Genomic DNA, 15,244 nt, shown 5'->3' with positions numbered 1-15,244 from the left:
CTACTCTAGCACGGGCTTTGCTGGCGGTTCAGCCAGCCTGGCCAGTGCTTGATCTTCATGCCAGAAGCGTCGTGCACGCTCTCGCCAGGACCAATCCCGGCGGGCCTTCCCTGTGTCGTCCAGGACAAAGCGTATCGCTCCGGCGGTGGCAGTATAAACCGGTTCTGCTTCCAGTTCGCGGTAACGTTCGACAACCAGCGGATGCGGATGGCCGTACTGGCTGTGACGCCCGGCACTGAAGACCGCCCAACGCGGTTCTACCGCCCGGATAAAGGCATAGGACGACGAGCTGCGACTGCCATGGTGCGGCGCCAGCAACAGGTCGGCAGTCAGGCTCCGGTCGAGCATCTGGTACTCGCCCCGAATACCCAGATCCCCCGGCAGCAGCACGGCGCTGCTCCCAGCCACTGCCCGCAGCACACAGGATTGCTCATTGGGTGGTGCCGGAGGCGGCGGGCTGTAGAGAACCTCGAAGCGCACCCCATCCCATTGCCAGGTCTCACCGGGTTCACAGGGCTGCGCCCGCAATACCGGATCGATCGCGGCATGCTGCCCCGCCAGGACGCGTTTAACCGGCAGGTGGCCGGCAATGAAGGGGGCGCCCCCCGCATGGTCGTTATCGGCGTGACTGAGCAGCATGACATCCAGCTCCCGCACTCCCAGTGCCAGCAAAGCCGGATACACCACCGCCTCGCCCAGATCGAAGCCACTGCTGAACCGGGCGCCGGCGTCGTACAGCAGGTCGTGTTCTTCGGTTTGCAGCAATACCGACAGGCCCTGGCCGACATCCAGCACGGTCACCCACAGCTGACCCGGCAGCGGTCGCTCGTGGGATGGTAGCAACAGCACGAGCAGACAGGCCGCCCCCGGTAGCCAGAGCAGTCGGGCCATGGGGCTCAACAAGGCAGCCACCCCCACCAGGCCCAACGCGAAACCGAGCCAGTCGGGAGTGGCCAGGCGCTCCGCGGCACGCAGCTCTGCGATCCAAGCCAGACCGTCGAACAACCAGTTAAGTGCCACCGCCGCGCCTTGCAGCAACCAGGGAATATCGAACAGCAGCTCCAGGACCGTACCCAGCAAGGCGGCCGGTACCACCAGCAGGCTGACCCAGGGGATCGCCAGCAGATTGGCCAGCGGTGCGCTCAGGCTGGCCGGCATGCTCCAGAACATCAACCAGGGCCACAGCCCAACGAAGACCACCCATTGCGCCCGTCCCCAGCGCCACCACAGCGAGGACGAGCCCAACCGGGCACCCATGCCGTAGAGCAGCAGTCCCACCGCGATGAAGGAGAGCCAGAAACCCGCGCGCAGCGGCGCCGCGGGATTGAGCGCCACTACGGTGGCAAAGGCGACCAGCCAGAAGGTCCAGAGCCCCGGCCGGCGGTAGCACAGCTGGATCAACAGCCCCAGCGTGATCATCAACAGGGCGCGCTGTACCGGCACCCCGAACCCGGCCAGAATCGCGTAGAGAGTGGTAATCGGGACGACTACCGCCACCGCCAACCATAGTCGCGGCCAGGGCCAGCGCAGCACGCCAATCCGCCCAAGCAGGGTTACCAAACCGAATACCGCTGCCGCCAGCATGCCAATATGCAGCCCGGAGATAACCATCAGGTGAGCGGTGCCGGTGGCCTGCAGCACCAGCCAGTCCTGACGGTCGAGCACACCCTTGTCGCCCACCACCAGAGCAATCAGGCGGGCGCCGCCGGCCTGCTCTTCCAGCACCGCCGTTATGCGGGTGCGCAAGTGGTTTCGCAGCGCTGCAAACCCGGCGAAACGGGGCGGCTCGGCGAGCCGCTCGCCCTGGCGAATACTACCCAGGGCGCCAACGCCCTGGGCGTACAGCCAGGCCTCATAATCGAAGCCGCCGGGATTGGCCATACCCGCCGGACGGCGCAGAGTGACTTCGAACTGCCAGAGCTCGCCGGGATTGACCGGCTGCCCTTGGAACCAGTGCGCCCTTATCGGCGGCAGCGGTTGATCGTTTTCCAGTAGACGCACCTGGGTCAGGGCCAGACGCCAGCCAGTCGCAGTGGCCTGAGGCAACCCGTCGACCCGTGCCAGCACCTGCACCCGACTGCCATCCAGATCAGGCGGCAGACGCTGCGCCAACAGCTGCTGATGAAACAGACAGGACCAGAGCAATCCCAGACTCAGCGCACCCAGCCTGCGGCCCGCGGGGCGTCGCCACAGCATCAGAGCCGGCACCAGTGGCAGCGTTGTCAGCCACAGTGGCGGCAGCTCGGGCAACCCCAGGGGCAACAGCATGCCGGCTATCAGCGCGATCAGCAGCAGCGGCACATCCATGCGCGGAAATATCCTGTGATGGTGAATTGCGACGGCGGGTGGTAGTCGGCCACAGCCATTACGGGCATAATTGCTGTCTATCCTTCCCGCCGATCAGTCTGTGATGCCGCGCCAGCTACTCAAACGCTACATGCCCAGTCCGGAACGGATCAAACGCAACAAGTCGCTGCGTTTCATGGGGGCCATCCTTCATGATCCGAATCTCTGGCACATCACCCGCCATAGCGTTGCACGGGCGATAGCCACTGGCTTGTTCGTCGCCATGTTGCCGATCCCCATGCAGATGGTGCTGTCCGGCTGTATCGCCATGTTCGCCCGAGCCAATCTGCCGATTTCGATCGGACTGGTCTGGCTGACCAACCCGATCACCATGCCGCCGGTCTTCTTCATGCAATACAAGATCGGCACCATGCTGCTCGGCACACCCGAACGCACCATGCCCATGGAGCTGTCGCTGACCTGGCTGACTACGGAATTGCAGCATATCTGGCAGCCCATGCTGCTGGGCTCGGTGCTGTCGGGTCTGGTGCTGGCCGGCATCGGCTACGCCGGCACCCTGTTATATTGGCGATTCTGGGTGGCACGCAACTGGCAGCGCCGCAAAATGCGACGCCGTCGTCAGTCCTGATTCAAGCAGGCTGCCGCTCTACCAGATGACCTTCATCGAGGGTCAGCACACGATCCATCTGCCCCGCCAACGCCAGATCATGGGTAACAACGAGAAAGGCGGTATGCAGCCGCTGACTGAGTTCCAGCATCAGCTGTTGGACGCCGCGGGCGGTGTGCTGGTCAAGGTTGCCGGTCGGCTCGTCCAGCAGTACGCAGGCCGGCTCGTTGATCAGCGCCCGGGCGATGGCCACCCGCTGACGCTCACCACCGGACAGTTCCGCCGGCTTGTGGCCAGCCCGCGCTGACAACCCGACCCGCTCCAGCATCGCCAGCCCCCGCTCACGCGCCTCGGCGATCGGCGTCGCGCCGATCAAGAGCGGCATGCAGGCATTCTCCAGCGCCGTGAACTCGGCCAGCAGATGATGGAACTGATAGACGAAGCCGAGGCCGGTATTGCGCAACTTGCCACGCTCCGCCTCCTTGAGCGCTGACATCTGCTGGCCGGCCAGCCACACCTCACCGGTGCTCGGCGTATCCAGCCCACCCAGCATGTTCAACAGCGTGGTCTTGCCCGAGCCCGAGCTGCCGACAATCGCGATGCGTTCGCCGGCGCGCAGGCTCAGGTCGATATTGTCCAGTACCTGCAGGCGCTGCGGTCCGACCGCGTAGTGCTTGCTGAGTTTCCGGCATTCCAGTACTACATCAGTCATAACGCAAGGCCTCCGCCGGTTCGGTACGGGATGCACGCCAGGCCGGATACAGGGTAGCCAGGAAGCTCATGCCCAGCGCAGCGGTGCAGATGACAACGACATCCGTCCAGATCAACTGGGACGGCAGATAACTGATGAAATACACATCGGAACTGAGAAACTGGGTGCCCAGCAGACGCTCCAGCCCGGCCACCAATGCCGATACATTGAGCGCCGCCAGCACGCCGAGGATGCCCCCGGCCAGGGTGCCAACCACACCGATGACCGAGCCCTGAACCATGAAGATGCCCATGATGGTGCCCGGTGATGCGCCCAAGGTACGCAAGATGGCGATATCGGCTTTCTTGTCGGTCACTACCATGACCAGGGTGGAAATGATGTTGAAGGCCGCCACGGCAACGATCAGCAACAGCAACAGGCCGATCATGGTCTTCTCCATGCGAATCGCGGCAAACAGATTGCCGTGGCTGCGCGTCCAGTCCTGGGCGTAATAGTTGCCAGGCAGTTGCTCAACCAGATTCCAGGCTACCTGCGGCGCCTGGAACAGGTCATGCAGTCTGAGCCGAACACCTTGCATCTGGCCTGGCTCCCAGCGGCTCAGACGGGCCGCATCCCCGGCATGGATCATCGCCATGGAGCCATCCAGTTCGGCGCCAACCTTGAATATGCCAGTGACATGGAAACGTTTCAGCCGCGGAAAGACCCCGGCCGGGGTGACCGAAGCTTCCGGCAGGACGAGGGTCAGTTTGTCGCCCGGCATCACACTGAAGCGGCGGGCAATCAGCTCACCGATGATGATGCCGAATTCGCCATCTTTCAGATCAGCCAAGGTGCCGGATTGCATGTGTTCCTCGATGATCGAGACCTGCGCCTCCGCCTCGGGGATCACGCCGCTGACCAGCACCGGAGCGACACTGCCGTTATGGGTCAACATGCCCTGCAATTGAATGAACGGCGCAGCCGCAGCGACCTTCGGGTCTGCCTCAAGCTGCGTTGCCAGCGAGCGCCAATCATCGATGGGCTGATAGCCGTTGATGCTCGCATGGGGCACCATGCCGAGGATGCGCGTACGCAGTTCACGGTCGAAACCATTCATTACCGAAAGCACCAGGATCATGACCAGCACCCCGAGGGTCAGGCCAAGCATGGAAATCAACGAAATGAAGGAGATAAAGTGGTTACGGCGTTTGGCGCGCGTGTAGCGCAACCCGATAAAAAAAGGCAAGGGTCTGAACATGGAATACCAGTTACCTGATGGGGAAAGCCCCAATGAATAGCAGTTCGGGCTGTCATGTTACACTGAATCCGGTTTCGGTAAACGGGGCTGAACATGCAAACCAATAATCTCACCGATGTGCATACGGGTTATTTCCAGATTCAGGATCATCTGGCACTGGACTATCGACCTATCGAGGCGCCAGCGACACCTTCCTCAGTCCAACCGGATGAATCGCCCCTGTTCGGCCTGCTTGGCGAACTCCACCTGCTGGACCATGATTCACAGCATCTGCTGCGCCAGATCGGTGAGCGTGACCGCAATCTCGCGGCTTACCTGAAGATCCTTGGCAAGCGGGTCGAGTTGATCGGCCGGGCACTGGCGTCGCAGATGGCCGAGGACATGGGTACGCCGGTCGAGGTAACCCTGAGCGAAGCCGGCATCACCTTCCCAGCCCACGACGCGCTGCCAGTCGGCCAATGGATCAATCTGCGCCTGTTGTTGCCGACACCCATCGGTTTGAGCGCTCCAGCACAGATCGCCGCCTGCCTTCGCGACGACGCTTCCGGCCTCCATCTGATACAGGTAAGCTTCGATCAGTTCAATGATGCCCAGCACCAGCTGCTGGCTCGGCATATCATGCACAAGCAGGCACAGGATATCCGCGCTGCCAAGGAAAACCACGAAAGGACCTCGACATGAAATACGCACTACCCTTATTACTCACCAGCACCTTGCTCGCCGCAGTCAGCATTCAGGCCGACACCCTGACCATTCCGGTGGGCCAGCAGGCGTCCGGTCAACAATCCAGCCTGCCGCAACGGGGTACCAGCACCAGCGCGGTCAGCCAGCAATACGGCGAACCGCTAACCCGCCATGCAGCGGTTGGCGAGCCGCCCATCAGCCGTTGGGACTATGCCGGTTTCAGTGTGTATTTCGAGCATGACAAGGTAGTACACAGCGTGCATCAGCACACCCCGCGGAATAATTGAGAGACGGTATGCAGATATACGGCCACCGGGGCGCCCGCGGCGAAGCCCCGGAGAATACCCTGCCGAGCTTTCGCAAAGCCCTGGAAGCCGGCGTCAGGCGGGTCGAACTGGACCTGCACCTGTCTTCCGATCATCAATTGATGGTCATTCATGACCCCACGCTCAAGCGCACTACCGGCATCAAGGGCAAGATTGCAGCCCATACCGCCGCCGAGCTGACCCGCCTGGATGCCCGGCTCGGGCTGGCCGGCTGGAACGAGCACTGCGCCATCCCCACCCTGGAGCAACTGTTTCACAGCTGCCCCGAATTCGAGCATTACCAACTGGAGGTCAAGAGTGGCTCGGCCGCGCAATCGCGGCGGGTAATGAATACGGTCATGCCGTTGGTGGAGCAATTCGGCCTGCGCGAAAAGGTGGTGATCACCTCATCCAGTCGCACCCTGCTGCGCTACGTCCAGCAGAACGGCGGCGAACTGCCCACCGGGCTGGTCGAGGAATATGGCTTTCTGGATCCCGTGAAAAGCGCGCTGAGATATCAGTGCCGCTTTCTGGTATTGAACTGGAAACTCTGCACCCCTGCCCGGATTGCCCAGGCCCAACGCCAGGGACTGCATGTCTCGGTGTGGACCGTGAACGATCCGCAGTTGATGCTGAGATTGCGGGACATGGGTGTCGATAGCCTGATAACCGATGTACCACATCTGGCCGTAAGGGTTCTGGGTGGTACCGGCGAAACTCATTGAGCCCGCCGGCCACCCAGACATTCAGAACAGCCGACCGAGGCCATCCAGTGCAGCAACCCGGTAGGCTTCGGCCATGGTCGGGTAGTTGAAGGTGGTATTGACGAAGTACTTGATGGTATTCGCCTCCCCTTCCTGGTTCATGATGGCCTGACCGATGTGCACGATCTCGGAAGCCTGGTCACCGAAGCAGTGGATGCCCAGCACCTGTAGCGTGTCACGATGGAACAGGATCTTCAGCATACCCACCGGCTCACAGCTGATCTGCGCCCGCGCCATGCTCTTGAAGAAAGCCTGGCCTACCTCGTAGGGCACCTTTTCGCTGGTCAGCTCGCGCTCGGTCTTACCCAGGGAACTGATCTCGGGAATGGTGTAGATGCCGGTCGGCACGTCATCGACGAAGCGCCAGCTGTCATTCTCGACGATATTGCCCGCTGCCGAGCGGCCCTGGTCGAAGGCAGCACTGGCCAGGCTCGGCCAGCCGATTACGTCCCCGGCTGCATAAACATTGGGTACGCCGGTGCGATAGTTCTCGTCCACCAGCACCTGGCCACGACTGTTGGGTTTGAGGCCGATATTCTCCAGCCCCAGGCCATCGGTGTTGCCCGAGCGGCCGTTGCACCAGAGCAGCGCATCTCCCCTGATTTTCTTGCCCGATTTCAGGTGCAGCACTACCCCGCCGCCATCCAGGCCCTCGATCTTCTCATACTCCTCGTTGTGCCGGATGAGCGCCATGCTATTGCGCAGGTGGTAGCTCAGCGCATCGGAGATCTCGTCATCCAGAAAACTCAGCAGTCGGTCGCGGTTGTGGATCAGATCCACCTTGACGCCCAGCCCGCAGAAGATGGAAGCGTATTCGCAGCCAATGACGCCGGCACCATAGATAATCAGCGTGCGCGGTGTGTGGTTGAGCTGCAAGATGGTGTCGCTGTCATAGATCCGCGGATGGTTGAAATTGACGTCCGCCGGACGATACGGGCGAGAACCCGTGGCGATGATGATCTCCTGGGCGACCAGTCGATCCACCGCCCCTTCGGCGTTCACCAGTTCGATGGTATGGGCATCGGCGAAACTGCCCTTGCCGAAAAACAGATCGATACGGTTGCGCGCATAGTAGCTGTTGCGCGAACGCACCTGGCGGGCGATGACTTTCTCTGCACTTTTGAGCACATCAGGGAAGGAGAAATCCCGTGGCTCGCCGACCACACGGAAGATCGGGTTGGTGTTGAACTGAATGATCTGCTTGACCGAGTAGCGCAGCGCCTTGGATGGGATGGTGCCCAGATGGACGCAGTTACCGCCCACCATGTTGCGTTCCTCGACCACCGCTACCCGGCGCCCATTCTTCGCCGCGTTGACCGCAGCGCCCTCACCCGCCGGGCCTGCACCCAGTACCACTACATCATAGTTATAAACAGCCATTCAATTTCGGTCCTGTAACAATAGGAATATATCCGCGCAGCGTATCCTCAATCCTTGCGAGTGGCGTCGTAGCCAAGCGCCGCGCTCTTGGTCGAATCGGTGTCCTGACGCGACTCCTCACATCTGTTGGGGTTGCCACCACAGATGCCGCAGCTCTTGTCCAGGCCAGTCGCTCCGATGCCGCCACAGGAACCGGCGATTGGCTTGCGACCCATCATGACGCCAACGGCCATGCCAGCGACGCAAAGCAGCATCACCACAAAAGCCAGTAACCAAACCATGATTTACTCCTTGCTCTGTTGCAGAGCGATGAATTGGGGTGTGCTTCGGGAAACGAAGCCATCCCCTTGGCGAATGACAAACAACGCCGGCAGCTCATGCTCGATCGCATATTCCCAACCCAGCTTCGAGCCCTTGACCAACAGGACAGTAGACAAGCCATCGGCCCAGGCGGCTGAGGGATGTAGAACCGTCACTGCTGCCAGGTCGTGCATTACCGGCCGACCGGTGACCGGATCGAAGGTGTGCGAGTAGCGTTGGCCTTCGTGTTCGAAATAGTTTCGGTAATCACCTGAGGTAGAAACGCCCAGCCCGCGCAACGGCAAAATCAACTGCGCTATCCGACTGTCATCCCGCGGCTCTTCCACGGCAATGCGCCACGGCCGACCACCTGGCTTATGACCATCGGCTTTCAACTCGCCGGTCAACTCCACCATATAATCTTGGATGCCCATGCTCGCCAGGTGTTCCACCACCTCGTCGACCATGTAACCGGCGGCAATACCGCTGATGTCCAGTTGCAAGGCGACATCCTTGCACAATTGCCCATCGCGGATGTGCAGGTACTGGTGACCGGTATGCGCCATGGCGGCAGCCAGTTGCTGGTCATCCGGCACGCTCTGCCCACCATCACCGTGGAATCCCCACAGCGCCAGTAGCGGGTCCAGTGTCAGGTCGAAGCTGCCGTCACTGTCCCGATGCAGCTGCTGCGCCAGTTCCACAATCTCCAGTATCGATTGCGGCATAGCCTGGCAGGTACCAGCGGGTGCGGCATTGAAACGGGACATCTCCGAGTTGGGCCGCCAGGTGGAAGCTGCTTCTTCGAACGTTTCCAGCAACTGATCGACCGAGGCCTTGACCTCGGTCGCGGCTGGTGACTGCTCGGAACCGACCCACTTGATTGAATAGGTGCTGCCCATGGTTGAGCCGTAAATCTCGGAAACCGGCTCGGCAGAATTGAAACAGCCCGTCAGGGCTGCTGCCAAAGCAGCAACACTGACGGGCCAAACAAGGCGACTTAACATGCTAACCGCCAAAGTCATCGAGCAGGATATTCTCAGGTTCCACACCGAGATCTTCCAGCATCTTGATGACCGACGCGTTCATCATGGGCGGCCCGCACATGTAGAACTCACAGTCCTCCGGCGCCGGGTGATCCTTGAGGTAATTGTCGTACAGGACATTGTGGATGAACCCGGTAGGACCTTCCCAGTTATCCTCGGGCAGTGCATCGGACAATGCCAGGTGCCACTCGAAGTTCTCGTGCTCGGCAGCCAACTTGTCATATTCGTCAACATAGAAGGCTTCGCGCAGTGAGCGAGCACCGTACCAGAAGGATATCTTGCGCTTGGTCTTGATGCGCAGCAGCTGGTCCATGATATGCGAACGCATCGGCGCCATGCCGGCACCGCCGCCAACGAAGACCATTTCGGCATCGGTATCCTTGGCGAAGAATTCACCGAAGGGACCGTAGACCGTGATCTTGTCACCCGGCTTCAGAGCGAACACATAGGATGACATCTGACCTGGCGGTACATCGTCACGGCCGGGTGGCGGCGACGCCACGCGGATGTTGAATTTGACGATGCCCTTTTCTTCCGGGTAGTTGGCCATGGAGTAGGCGCGGATGACGGTCTCGTCCACCTTGGATACATAGCGCCACTGGTCGAACTTGTCCCAGTCGCCCCGGAATTCCGGCTGGATATCGAAGTCCTTGTAGTTCACCGTATGCGGCGGACACTCCAGCTGTACATAGCCACCAGCGCGGAAGTTGACGTTCTCACCTTCCGGCAGACGCAAGGTCAACTCCTTGATGAAGGTCGCCACGTTCGGGTTGGACTCAACCACACATTCCCACTTCTTGACCCCGAAAATCTCTTCCGGAATCTCGATTTTCATATCCTGCTTGACCGGGGTCTGGCAGGACAAACGCCAACCTTCCTTGGCCTCACGCCGCGTGAAGTGGGATTCCTCGGTCGGCAGCATTTCGCCGCCCCCCGTTTCCACCACGCACTTGCACTGGGCACAGGTACCACCACCGCCACAGGCCGACGACAGGAAGATGCCATTGGACGCCAGCGTCCCCAGCAGCTTGTCACCCGCCGGCACCGTGATGGTGCGCTCGCCGTTGATCTCGATGCTCACATCGCCACTGCTCACCAGCTTGGAACGGGCGATGAGAATCACCACCACCAGCGCCAGCACGATGGCTGTGAACATGCCGATGGCGAGAAAAATTTCATAGTTCATCTGCTCACTCCATTCTTACAGCTGTACGCCAGAGAAAGACATGAAGCCCAGCGACATCAGTCCGATTGTGATGAAAGTGATGCCCAGACCCTGGAGTCCTTCGGGAACATCGCTGTACTTGAGCTTCTCGCGAATGGCTGCCAGCAAGGCAATAGCCAGTGCCCAGGACGTACCCGAGCCGAAGCCGTAAACCACACTTTCGGAGAGATTGTAATCACGCTCGACCATGAACAGCGTGCCGCCCATGATGGCGCAGTTCACGGTGATCAGCGGCAGGAACACACCCAGCGCGTTGTAGAGCGCAGGTACGAACTTGTCCAGCAGCATCTCCAGAATCTGCACGATCGCCGCGATCACGCCGATATAGCTGAGCAGACCGAGGAAGCTCAGATCGACATCCGGCAGACCGGCCCAGGCCAGCGCGCCATCCCGGAGCAGATAGGTGAAGATCAGGTTGTTGGCCGGCACGGTGATGGCCTGAACCACGATGACCGCGATACCCAGACCGATCGCCGTCTCCACTTTCTTGGAGATAGCGATGAAGGTACACATGCCGAGGAAGAACGCCAGTGCCATGTTCTCGACGAACACGGCTTTGACGAACAGACTGATGTAATGCTCCATTAGTATGCCTCCCGCTCGGAAACCTGGGGCGCCATGCGATAGGTCGGCTCTTCCACCTGCTCTTTCTTCCAGACGCGCAACGCCCAGATGAACAGACCGATCAGGAAGAATGCGGACGGCGGCAGCAGCAGCAGACCGTTAGGCATGTACCAGCCGCCATCGTTGACCACCGGGATGATGGTGTAACCCATCAGCTTGCCCGCACCGAACAGCTCACGCACGATACCCAGGCCGATCAGCATGATGCTGTAGCCCAGACCATTGCCGATGCCGTCAAAGAACGACAGTATCGGAGGGTTCTGCATGGCGAAGGCTTCCGCGCGCCCCATCACGATACAGTTGGTGATGATCAGACCAACGAACACCGACAGCTGTTTGGACAGCGAATAGGCATAGGCTTTGAGCACCTGATCCACCAGGATCACCAGCGAAGCAATGATCACCATCTGCACGATCATGCGGATCGAGCTGGGGATCTGGCTGCGGATCATCGAAATGAACAGGTTGGAGAACCCAGTCACCAGCGTCAGGGCGATACTCATCACCAGCGCGGTATTGAGGTTCGAGGTGACCGCCAGGGCCGAACAGATTCCGAGAATCTGCAGACCGATGGGGTTGTTGTTGAAGATCGGGTCCAGCAGGACCTGTTTGATTGTCGGCTGTGACATGATCAAGCCTCCCCTGCGCGCAGGTTATCAATAAAGGAACCGAAGCCGTTCTCGCCCAGCCAGTAGTTCAACAGATTGTTGACCCCGTTGGCTGTCAGCGTGGCTCCGGCCAGACCATCAATCTGGTGGTCGGCATTCGGGCTGGCAGAATCGACGCTGCCCTTGATGACGCGGATGGCCAGCTGGCCGTCGTCATTGAAAATTTCCTTGCCAGGCCACAATCCGCGCCAGTTGGGGTTATCCACCTCACCCCCCAGACCGGGCGTTTCAGCATGCTGGTAGAAACCGAAACCCTGAACCGTGTTCAGATCGCCCTGCAGGGCCAGAAAACCATGCAGCGTTGACCACAGACCATAGCCACGAACCGGCAGGATCAGGGTTTCCATCTGCTGATCAGCACTCTCGACCACATACACCACGCTGTAGTTCTCGCGGCGGTTGATCGAGGCGATATCTTCGCCTCCGGTCAGGTTCTTCGACAGCGCCGGGTCCTTGGCAGCAGCCAGCGGATCGAAGGTCTGCGCATCGAATTCATCACTGAACTGTCCGCTTTCCAGATCGACCAGACGAGCGATGATACGCTCGCTGAACAGGGCTTTGACTTCAGAACCGGACATGGAGGGATTGCCCAGACCGGCAATCGCCAGGATATTGCGCTGCTTGTCCAACTGGGCATTTTCGACCTGGGTCGGACGCAGCGCCACAGCGGCGCCCGCCACGAACACGGAGCAGACCAGACACACCAGCAGGGCTACCACCAGCGTGCGGACAGTGGATTCTCTTTGACTAGACATTGCGCGCCAGCCTCCGCTTGATATTGGCTTGAACGATGAAATGATCGATCAGCGGTGCACACAGGTTGGCGAACAGGATCGCCAGCATCATGCCTTCCGGGAAGGCCGGGTTGACCACACGGATCAGCACCACCATGACGCCGATCAGCGCACCGAAGATCCATTTACCAAGGTTGGTCATCGACGCCGACACCGGGTCGGTGGCCATGAAGATCAGGCCAAAGGCGAAGCCACCGGTGACCATGTGCCAGTACCAGGGCATGGAGAACATCGGATTGGTCTCGGAGCCGATGGCGTTGAACAGCATGCTCAACGCGATCATGCCGATCATCACCCCGGCGACGATGCGCCAGGAGGCAATCTTGGTCATCAGCAATACGGCGCCGCCGATGAAGATAGCCAGTGTGCTGGTCTCGCCAATGGAACCGTGCATGGTGCCAATGAAGGCATCCATCCAGGTCAGGCCACTGCTCACCACCGCGTCGATACCGCCCGCACCCGCCACGCTCAGCGCGGTAGCACCGGTGAAACCATCGACGGCGGTCCATACTGCATCCCCGGAAATCTGTGCGGGATACGCGAAGAACAGGAAGGCCCGGCCGGTCAATGCCGGGTTGAGAAAGTTCTTCCCGGTACCGCCGAAGATTTCCTTGCCGATGACCACACCGAAGCTGATGCCTAGGGCGACCTGCCACAGCGGAATGCTCGGCGGCACGATCAGCGCGAACAGCACCGAGGTGACGAAGAAGCCTTCGTTGACTTCATGCTTGCGCACGGAGGCAAAGAGCACTTCCCAGAAGCCACCAACAATAAAGGTCACCGCATAGATCGGCACGAACCAGGTAGCACCGTGGATGATGTTGTCCCAGATGCTGCCCGGGTCGAAACCGGCCAGCATGCCGATCAACGCCATGCGCCAGCCTTCCTGGGCCGCCATCAGATCGGGATCGACCGCGAAGATGCTGTTGGCCTGGTAACCGACGTTCCACATGCCGAAGAACATGGCCGGGAAGGTGCACAACCAGACGGTGATCATCATGCGCTTGAGGTCGATGCCGTCACGCACGTGGGCCGTGGTCCTGGTTACACTGGAAGGTTTGTACAGGAAGGTATCCATCGCCTCGTAAAGGGCGTACCACTTCTCGTGCTTGCCGCCCTTCTCGAAATGATGCTCGATCTTGTCAAGATAACTACGCAATCCCATTGATCAACCCTCCTTCTCGATGCGCGTGAGATTGTCACGCAGGATCGGGCCATATTCGTACTTGCCGGCACAGACATAGCTGCACAGGGCCAGATCCTCTTCATCCAGTTCCAGACAGCCGAGTTTCTGAGCCATCTCGGTGTCACCGACGATCAGCGACCGCAGCAACTGCGTGGGCAGGATGTCCAGCGGCATGACTTCTTCATAATTGCCGACCGGAATCATCGCCCGAGGGCTGCCATTGGTGCTGGTGGTGAAGTTGAACAGCTTGGAAGGTGCCAGCTTCGAGATGAAAATATTCAGGATCGAATGCTTGTTCGCACCGGCACGCAGATAATGCAGTATCTCGCGCTGATTGCCTTCCAGCAGCACCGACACCTGCAGATGATAACGTCCCAGGTAGAGCACCGGGCCGCGGGCCAGACGACCACCCAGCACCGAACCGGAAATGATCCGATTGTTGCCCGGTTTCATCTCACCAGCCACCAGCTCTTCCAGATTGGCACCGAGCACGGTGCGCAGCAGACGCGGGCTTTCAACCTGCGGGCCACCCAGCGCGACAACGCGCTCGACTGACAGCCGGCCAGTGGTGAACAGCCGACCTACGGCCACCACGTCCTGGTAGTTGATATGCCATGCCTGCCGGCTTTCGCTGACCGGATCCAGCGTGTGGATATGGGTACCCGGCAGACCAGCCGGATGCGGACCGGCAAAGCTCTCGGTGCGAACACCAGCAGTATTGCCGCCGGGGATGGTCGCGCCTTCGGCCTTGCACAGCCAGACACCGGCCAGACGGGCCAGCACTTTCAAGCCGTTCTCGAAATCCGCAGCGCAGGATTGCAGAACCACAGCCGGGTCAGCGGACAGCGGGTGGGTATCGATGGCGGTTACGAAGATGGAGCTGGGAGTTGCGTCTACCGCCGGCACCTTGCTGTACGGGCGGGTCCGCAGCGCAGTCCACAGACCGGAGCGGATGAGCTGGTCACGTACTGCCTGGGGATCGAGCCCTTCCAGGCTCTCGGCAGCGTGGCTACCGAAATCAACGGCATCGTCACCCTCGACATCGATCACCACCGACTGCAGAACGCGCTTTTCGCCGCGATTGATGGCGCTGATCACGCCACTCGCTGGGGCGGTGTAAAGCACACCGGGGGTTTTCTTGTCACTGAACAGGATCTGTCCCGCCTGCACCCGATCGCCGACCTGCACCTCCATGGTAGGTTTCATACCGTGGTAATCGAAACCTACAAGCGCAACGCTTCTGACTGGACGGGCGTCTTCAATACGTTGCTCGGGCGAGCCGGTGATTGGCAGATCCAAGCCCCGTTTGATATTTATCATACGAATAGCCTAATCACGAAGTGGAATTGTTAGAAGGCAATGGCAACGCGCAGAGCTGGCGATCGGCTCCGCAAAAATTGAGCAGAAA

At 60.2% G+C, this 15,244-nt stretch carries 16 protein-coding genes; 4 read left to right on the top strand and 12 right to left on the bottom strand.

What is annotated here, in order from left to right; all coding sequences use genetic code 11:
- On the bottom strand, positions 1-2,307 hold the full coding sequence (locus DHB74_RS14305) for a DNA internalization-related competence protein ComEC/Rec2 (protein WP_499161775.1): 2,307 nt from the start codon (positions 2,305-2,307) through the stop codon (positions 1-3).
- A 103-nt stretch (positions 2,308-2,410) separates the two neighbouring features.
- Between DHB74_RS14305 and DHB74_RS14300 the strand changes: the two genes are divergently transcribed.
- Positions 2,411-2,935, top strand: coding sequence for a DUF2062 domain-containing protein (locus DHB74_RS14300; RefSeq protein WP_036989664.1), 525 nt, complete (start codon positions 2,411-2,413; stop codon positions 2,933-2,935).
- Between the two features lies 1 nt (position 2,936).
- Here the strand turns inward: DHB74_RS14300 and lolD are convergent, their stop codons facing one another.
- On the bottom strand, positions 2,937-3,626 hold the full coding sequence (lolD, locus tag DHB74_RS14295; RefSeq protein ID WP_036989663.1) for a lipoprotein-releasing ABC transporter ATP-binding protein LolD: 690 nt from the start codon (positions 3,624-3,626) through the stop codon (positions 2,937-2,939).
- The gene (locus tag DHB74_RS14290) at positions 3,619-4,863 is read right to left on the bottom strand and encodes a lipoprotein-releasing ABC transporter permease subunit (RefSeq protein WP_036989662.1); all 1,245 of its coding nucleotides are present in this window, start codon (positions 4,861-4,863) and stop codon (positions 3,619-3,621) included. The genes lolD and DHB74_RS14290 overlap by 8 nt, the downstream gene beginning before the upstream one ends.
- A 93-nt stretch (positions 4,864-4,956) precedes the next feature.
- Here DHB74_RS14290 and DHB74_RS14285 point away from each other — a divergent pair, with 93 nt between their 5' ends.
- The 3 genes from DHB74_RS14285 to DHB74_RS14275 are packed head-to-tail and all read left to right on the top strand — an operon-like array spanning position 4,957 to position 6,577.
- Positions 4,957-5,544 carry a PilZ domain-containing protein gene (locus DHB74_RS14285; RefSeq protein ID WP_074778535.1) on the top strand — a complete coding sequence of 196 codons (588 nt, stop codon included), beginning with the start codon at positions 4,957-4,959 and terminating at the stop codon, positions 5,542-5,544.
- Positions 5,541-5,834, top strand: coding sequence for a hypothetical protein (locus DHB74_RS14280; RefSeq protein ID WP_074778533.1), 294 nt, complete (start codon positions 5,541-5,543; stop codon positions 5,832-5,834). The genes DHB74_RS14285 and DHB74_RS14280 overlap by 4 nt, the downstream gene beginning before the upstream one ends.
- An 8-nt stretch (positions 5,835-5,842) precedes the next feature.
- Complete coding sequence (locus DHB74_RS14275; RefSeq protein WP_499161774.1) at positions 5,843-6,577, top strand: glycerophosphodiester phosphodiesterase; 735 nt, start codon at positions 5,843-5,845, stop codon at positions 6,575-6,577.
- Between the two features lie 21 nt (positions 6,578-6,598).
- Here the strand turns inward: DHB74_RS14275 and sthA are convergent, their stop codons facing one another.
- The 9 genes from sthA to DHB74_RS14230 are packed head-to-tail and all read right to left on the bottom strand — an operon-like array spanning position 6,599 to position 15,156.
- Complete coding sequence (gene sthA, locus DHB74_RS14270) at positions 6,599-7,996, bottom strand: Si-specific NAD(P)(+) transhydrogenase (RefSeq protein WP_499161773.1); 1,398 nt, start codon at positions 7,994-7,996, stop codon at positions 6,599-6,601.
- Positions 7,997-8,043: 47 nt separating this feature from the next.
- Positions 8,044-8,277, bottom strand: coding sequence for a (Na+)-NQR maturation NqrM (gene nqrM, locus DHB74_RS14265; protein ID WP_036989657.1), 234 nt, complete (start codon positions 8,275-8,277; stop codon positions 8,044-8,046).
- 3 nt (positions 8,278-8,280) lie between these two features.
- Entirely contained in the window at positions 8,281-9,300 is a 1,020-nt protein-coding gene (locus DHB74_RS14260; protein WP_499161772.1) for an FAD:protein FMN transferase, read from the bottom strand.
- A gap of 1 nt (position 9,301) precedes the next feature.
- Positions 9,302-10,525 carry an NADH:ubiquinone reductase (Na(+)-transporting) subunit F gene (gene nqrF / locus DHB74_RS14255; RefSeq protein ID WP_036989656.1) on the bottom strand — a complete coding sequence of 408 codons (1,224 nt, stop codon included), beginning with the start codon at positions 10,523-10,525 and terminating at the stop codon, positions 9,302-9,304.
- Positions 10,526-10,540: 15 nt separating this feature from the next.
- Complete coding sequence (nqrE, locus tag DHB74_RS14250) at positions 10,541-11,149, bottom strand: NADH:ubiquinone reductase (Na(+)-transporting) subunit E (RefSeq protein ID WP_499161771.1); 609 nt, start codon at positions 11,147-11,149, stop codon at positions 10,541-10,543.
- Complete coding sequence (locus DHB74_RS14245) at positions 11,149-11,823, bottom strand: NADH:ubiquinone reductase (Na(+)-transporting) subunit D (protein ID WP_499161770.1); 675 nt, start codon at positions 11,821-11,823, stop codon at positions 11,149-11,151. Before DHB74_RS14245 ends, nqrE begins: the two co-directional genes overlap by 1 nt.
- Positions 11,820-12,611 carry a Na(+)-translocating NADH-quinone reductase subunit C gene (locus DHB74_RS14240; protein WP_036989653.1) on the bottom strand — a complete coding sequence of 264 codons (792 nt, stop codon included), beginning with the start codon at positions 12,609-12,611 and terminating at the stop codon, positions 11,820-11,822. Before DHB74_RS14240 ends, DHB74_RS14245 begins: the two co-directional genes overlap by 4 nt.
- Positions 12,604-13,815, bottom strand: a complete 1,212-nt coding sequence (locus DHB74_RS14235; protein ID WP_036989652.1) for an NADH:ubiquinone reductase (Na(+)-transporting) subunit B — start codon at positions 13,813-13,815, stop codon at positions 12,604-12,606. The genes DHB74_RS14240 and DHB74_RS14235 overlap by 8 nt, the downstream gene beginning before the upstream one ends.
- A gap of 3 nt (positions 13,816-13,818) precedes the next feature.
- Positions 13,819-15,156, bottom strand: a complete 1,338-nt coding sequence (locus DHB74_RS14230) for a Na(+)-translocating NADH-quinone reductase subunit A (protein WP_499161769.1) — start codon at positions 15,154-15,156, stop codon at positions 13,819-13,821.
- Positions 15,157-15,244 lie beyond the last annotated feature (88 nt).

This window comes from Pseudomonas sp. G11-1, assembly GCF_024031555.1.
Taxonomy (GTDB): Bacteria; Pseudomonadota; Gammaproteobacteria; order Pseudomonadales; family Pseudomonadaceae; genus Halopseudomonas; species Halopseudomonas bauzanensis.
Note: the sequence above shows the minus strand (reverse complement) of the source record. Positions and strands in the feature narration are given on the sequence as shown.

Coding starts and splice junctions, on each gene's coding strand:
- DHB74_RS14305 (WP_499161775.1), bottom strand. CDS start 2,307: ATGGATGTGCCGCTGCTGCTGATCGCGCTGATAGCCGGCATGCTGTTG.
- DHB74_RS14300 (WP_036989664.1), top strand. CDS start 2,411: ATGCCGCGCCAGCTACTCAAACGCTACATGCCCAGTCCGGAACGGATC.
- lolD (WP_036989663.1), bottom strand. CDS start 3,626: ATGACTGATGTAGTACTGGAATGCCGGAAACTCAGCAAGCACTACGCG.
- DHB74_RS14290 (WP_036989662.1), bottom strand. CDS start 4,863: ATGTTCAGACCCTTGCCTTTTTTTATCGGGTTGCGCTACACGCGCGCC.
- DHB74_RS14285 (WP_074778535.1), top strand. CDS start 4,957: ATGCAAACCAATAATCTCACCGATGTGCATACGGGTTATTTCCAGATT.
- DHB74_RS14280 (WP_074778533.1), top strand. CDS start 5,541: ATGAAATACGCACTACCCTTATTACTCACCAGCACCTTGCTCGCCGCA.
- DHB74_RS14275 (WP_499161774.1), top strand. CDS start 5,843: ATGCAGATATACGGCCACCGGGGCGCCCGCGGCGAAGCCCCGGAGAAT.
- sthA (WP_499161773.1), bottom strand. CDS start 7,996: ATGGCTGTTTATAACTATGATGTAGTGGTACTGGGTGCAGGCCCGGCG.
- nqrM (WP_036989657.1), bottom strand. CDS start 8,277: ATGGTTTGGTTACTGGCTTTTGTGGTGATGCTGCTTTGCGTCGCTGGC.
- DHB74_RS14260 (WP_499161772.1), bottom strand. CDS start 9,300: ATGTTAAGTCGCCTTGTTTGGCCCGTCAGTGTTGCTGCTTTGGCAGCA.
- nqrF (WP_036989656.1), bottom strand. CDS start 10,525: ATGAACTATGAAATTTTTCTCGCCATCGGCATGTTCACAGCCATCGTG.
- nqrE (WP_499161771.1), bottom strand. CDS start 11,149: ATGGAGCATTACATCAGTCTGTTCGTCAAAGCCGTGTTCGTCGAGAAC.
- DHB74_RS14240 (WP_036989653.1), bottom strand. CDS start 12,611: ATGTCTAGTCAAAGAGAATCCACTGTCCGCACGCTGGTGGTAGCCCTG.
- DHB74_RS14235 (WP_036989652.1), bottom strand. CDS start 13,815: ATGGGATTGCGTAGTTATCTTGACAAGATCGAGCATCATTTCGAGAAG.
- DHB74_RS14230 (WP_499161769.1), bottom strand. CDS start 15,156: ATGATAAATATCAAACGGGGCTTGGATCTGCCAATCACCGGCTCGCCC.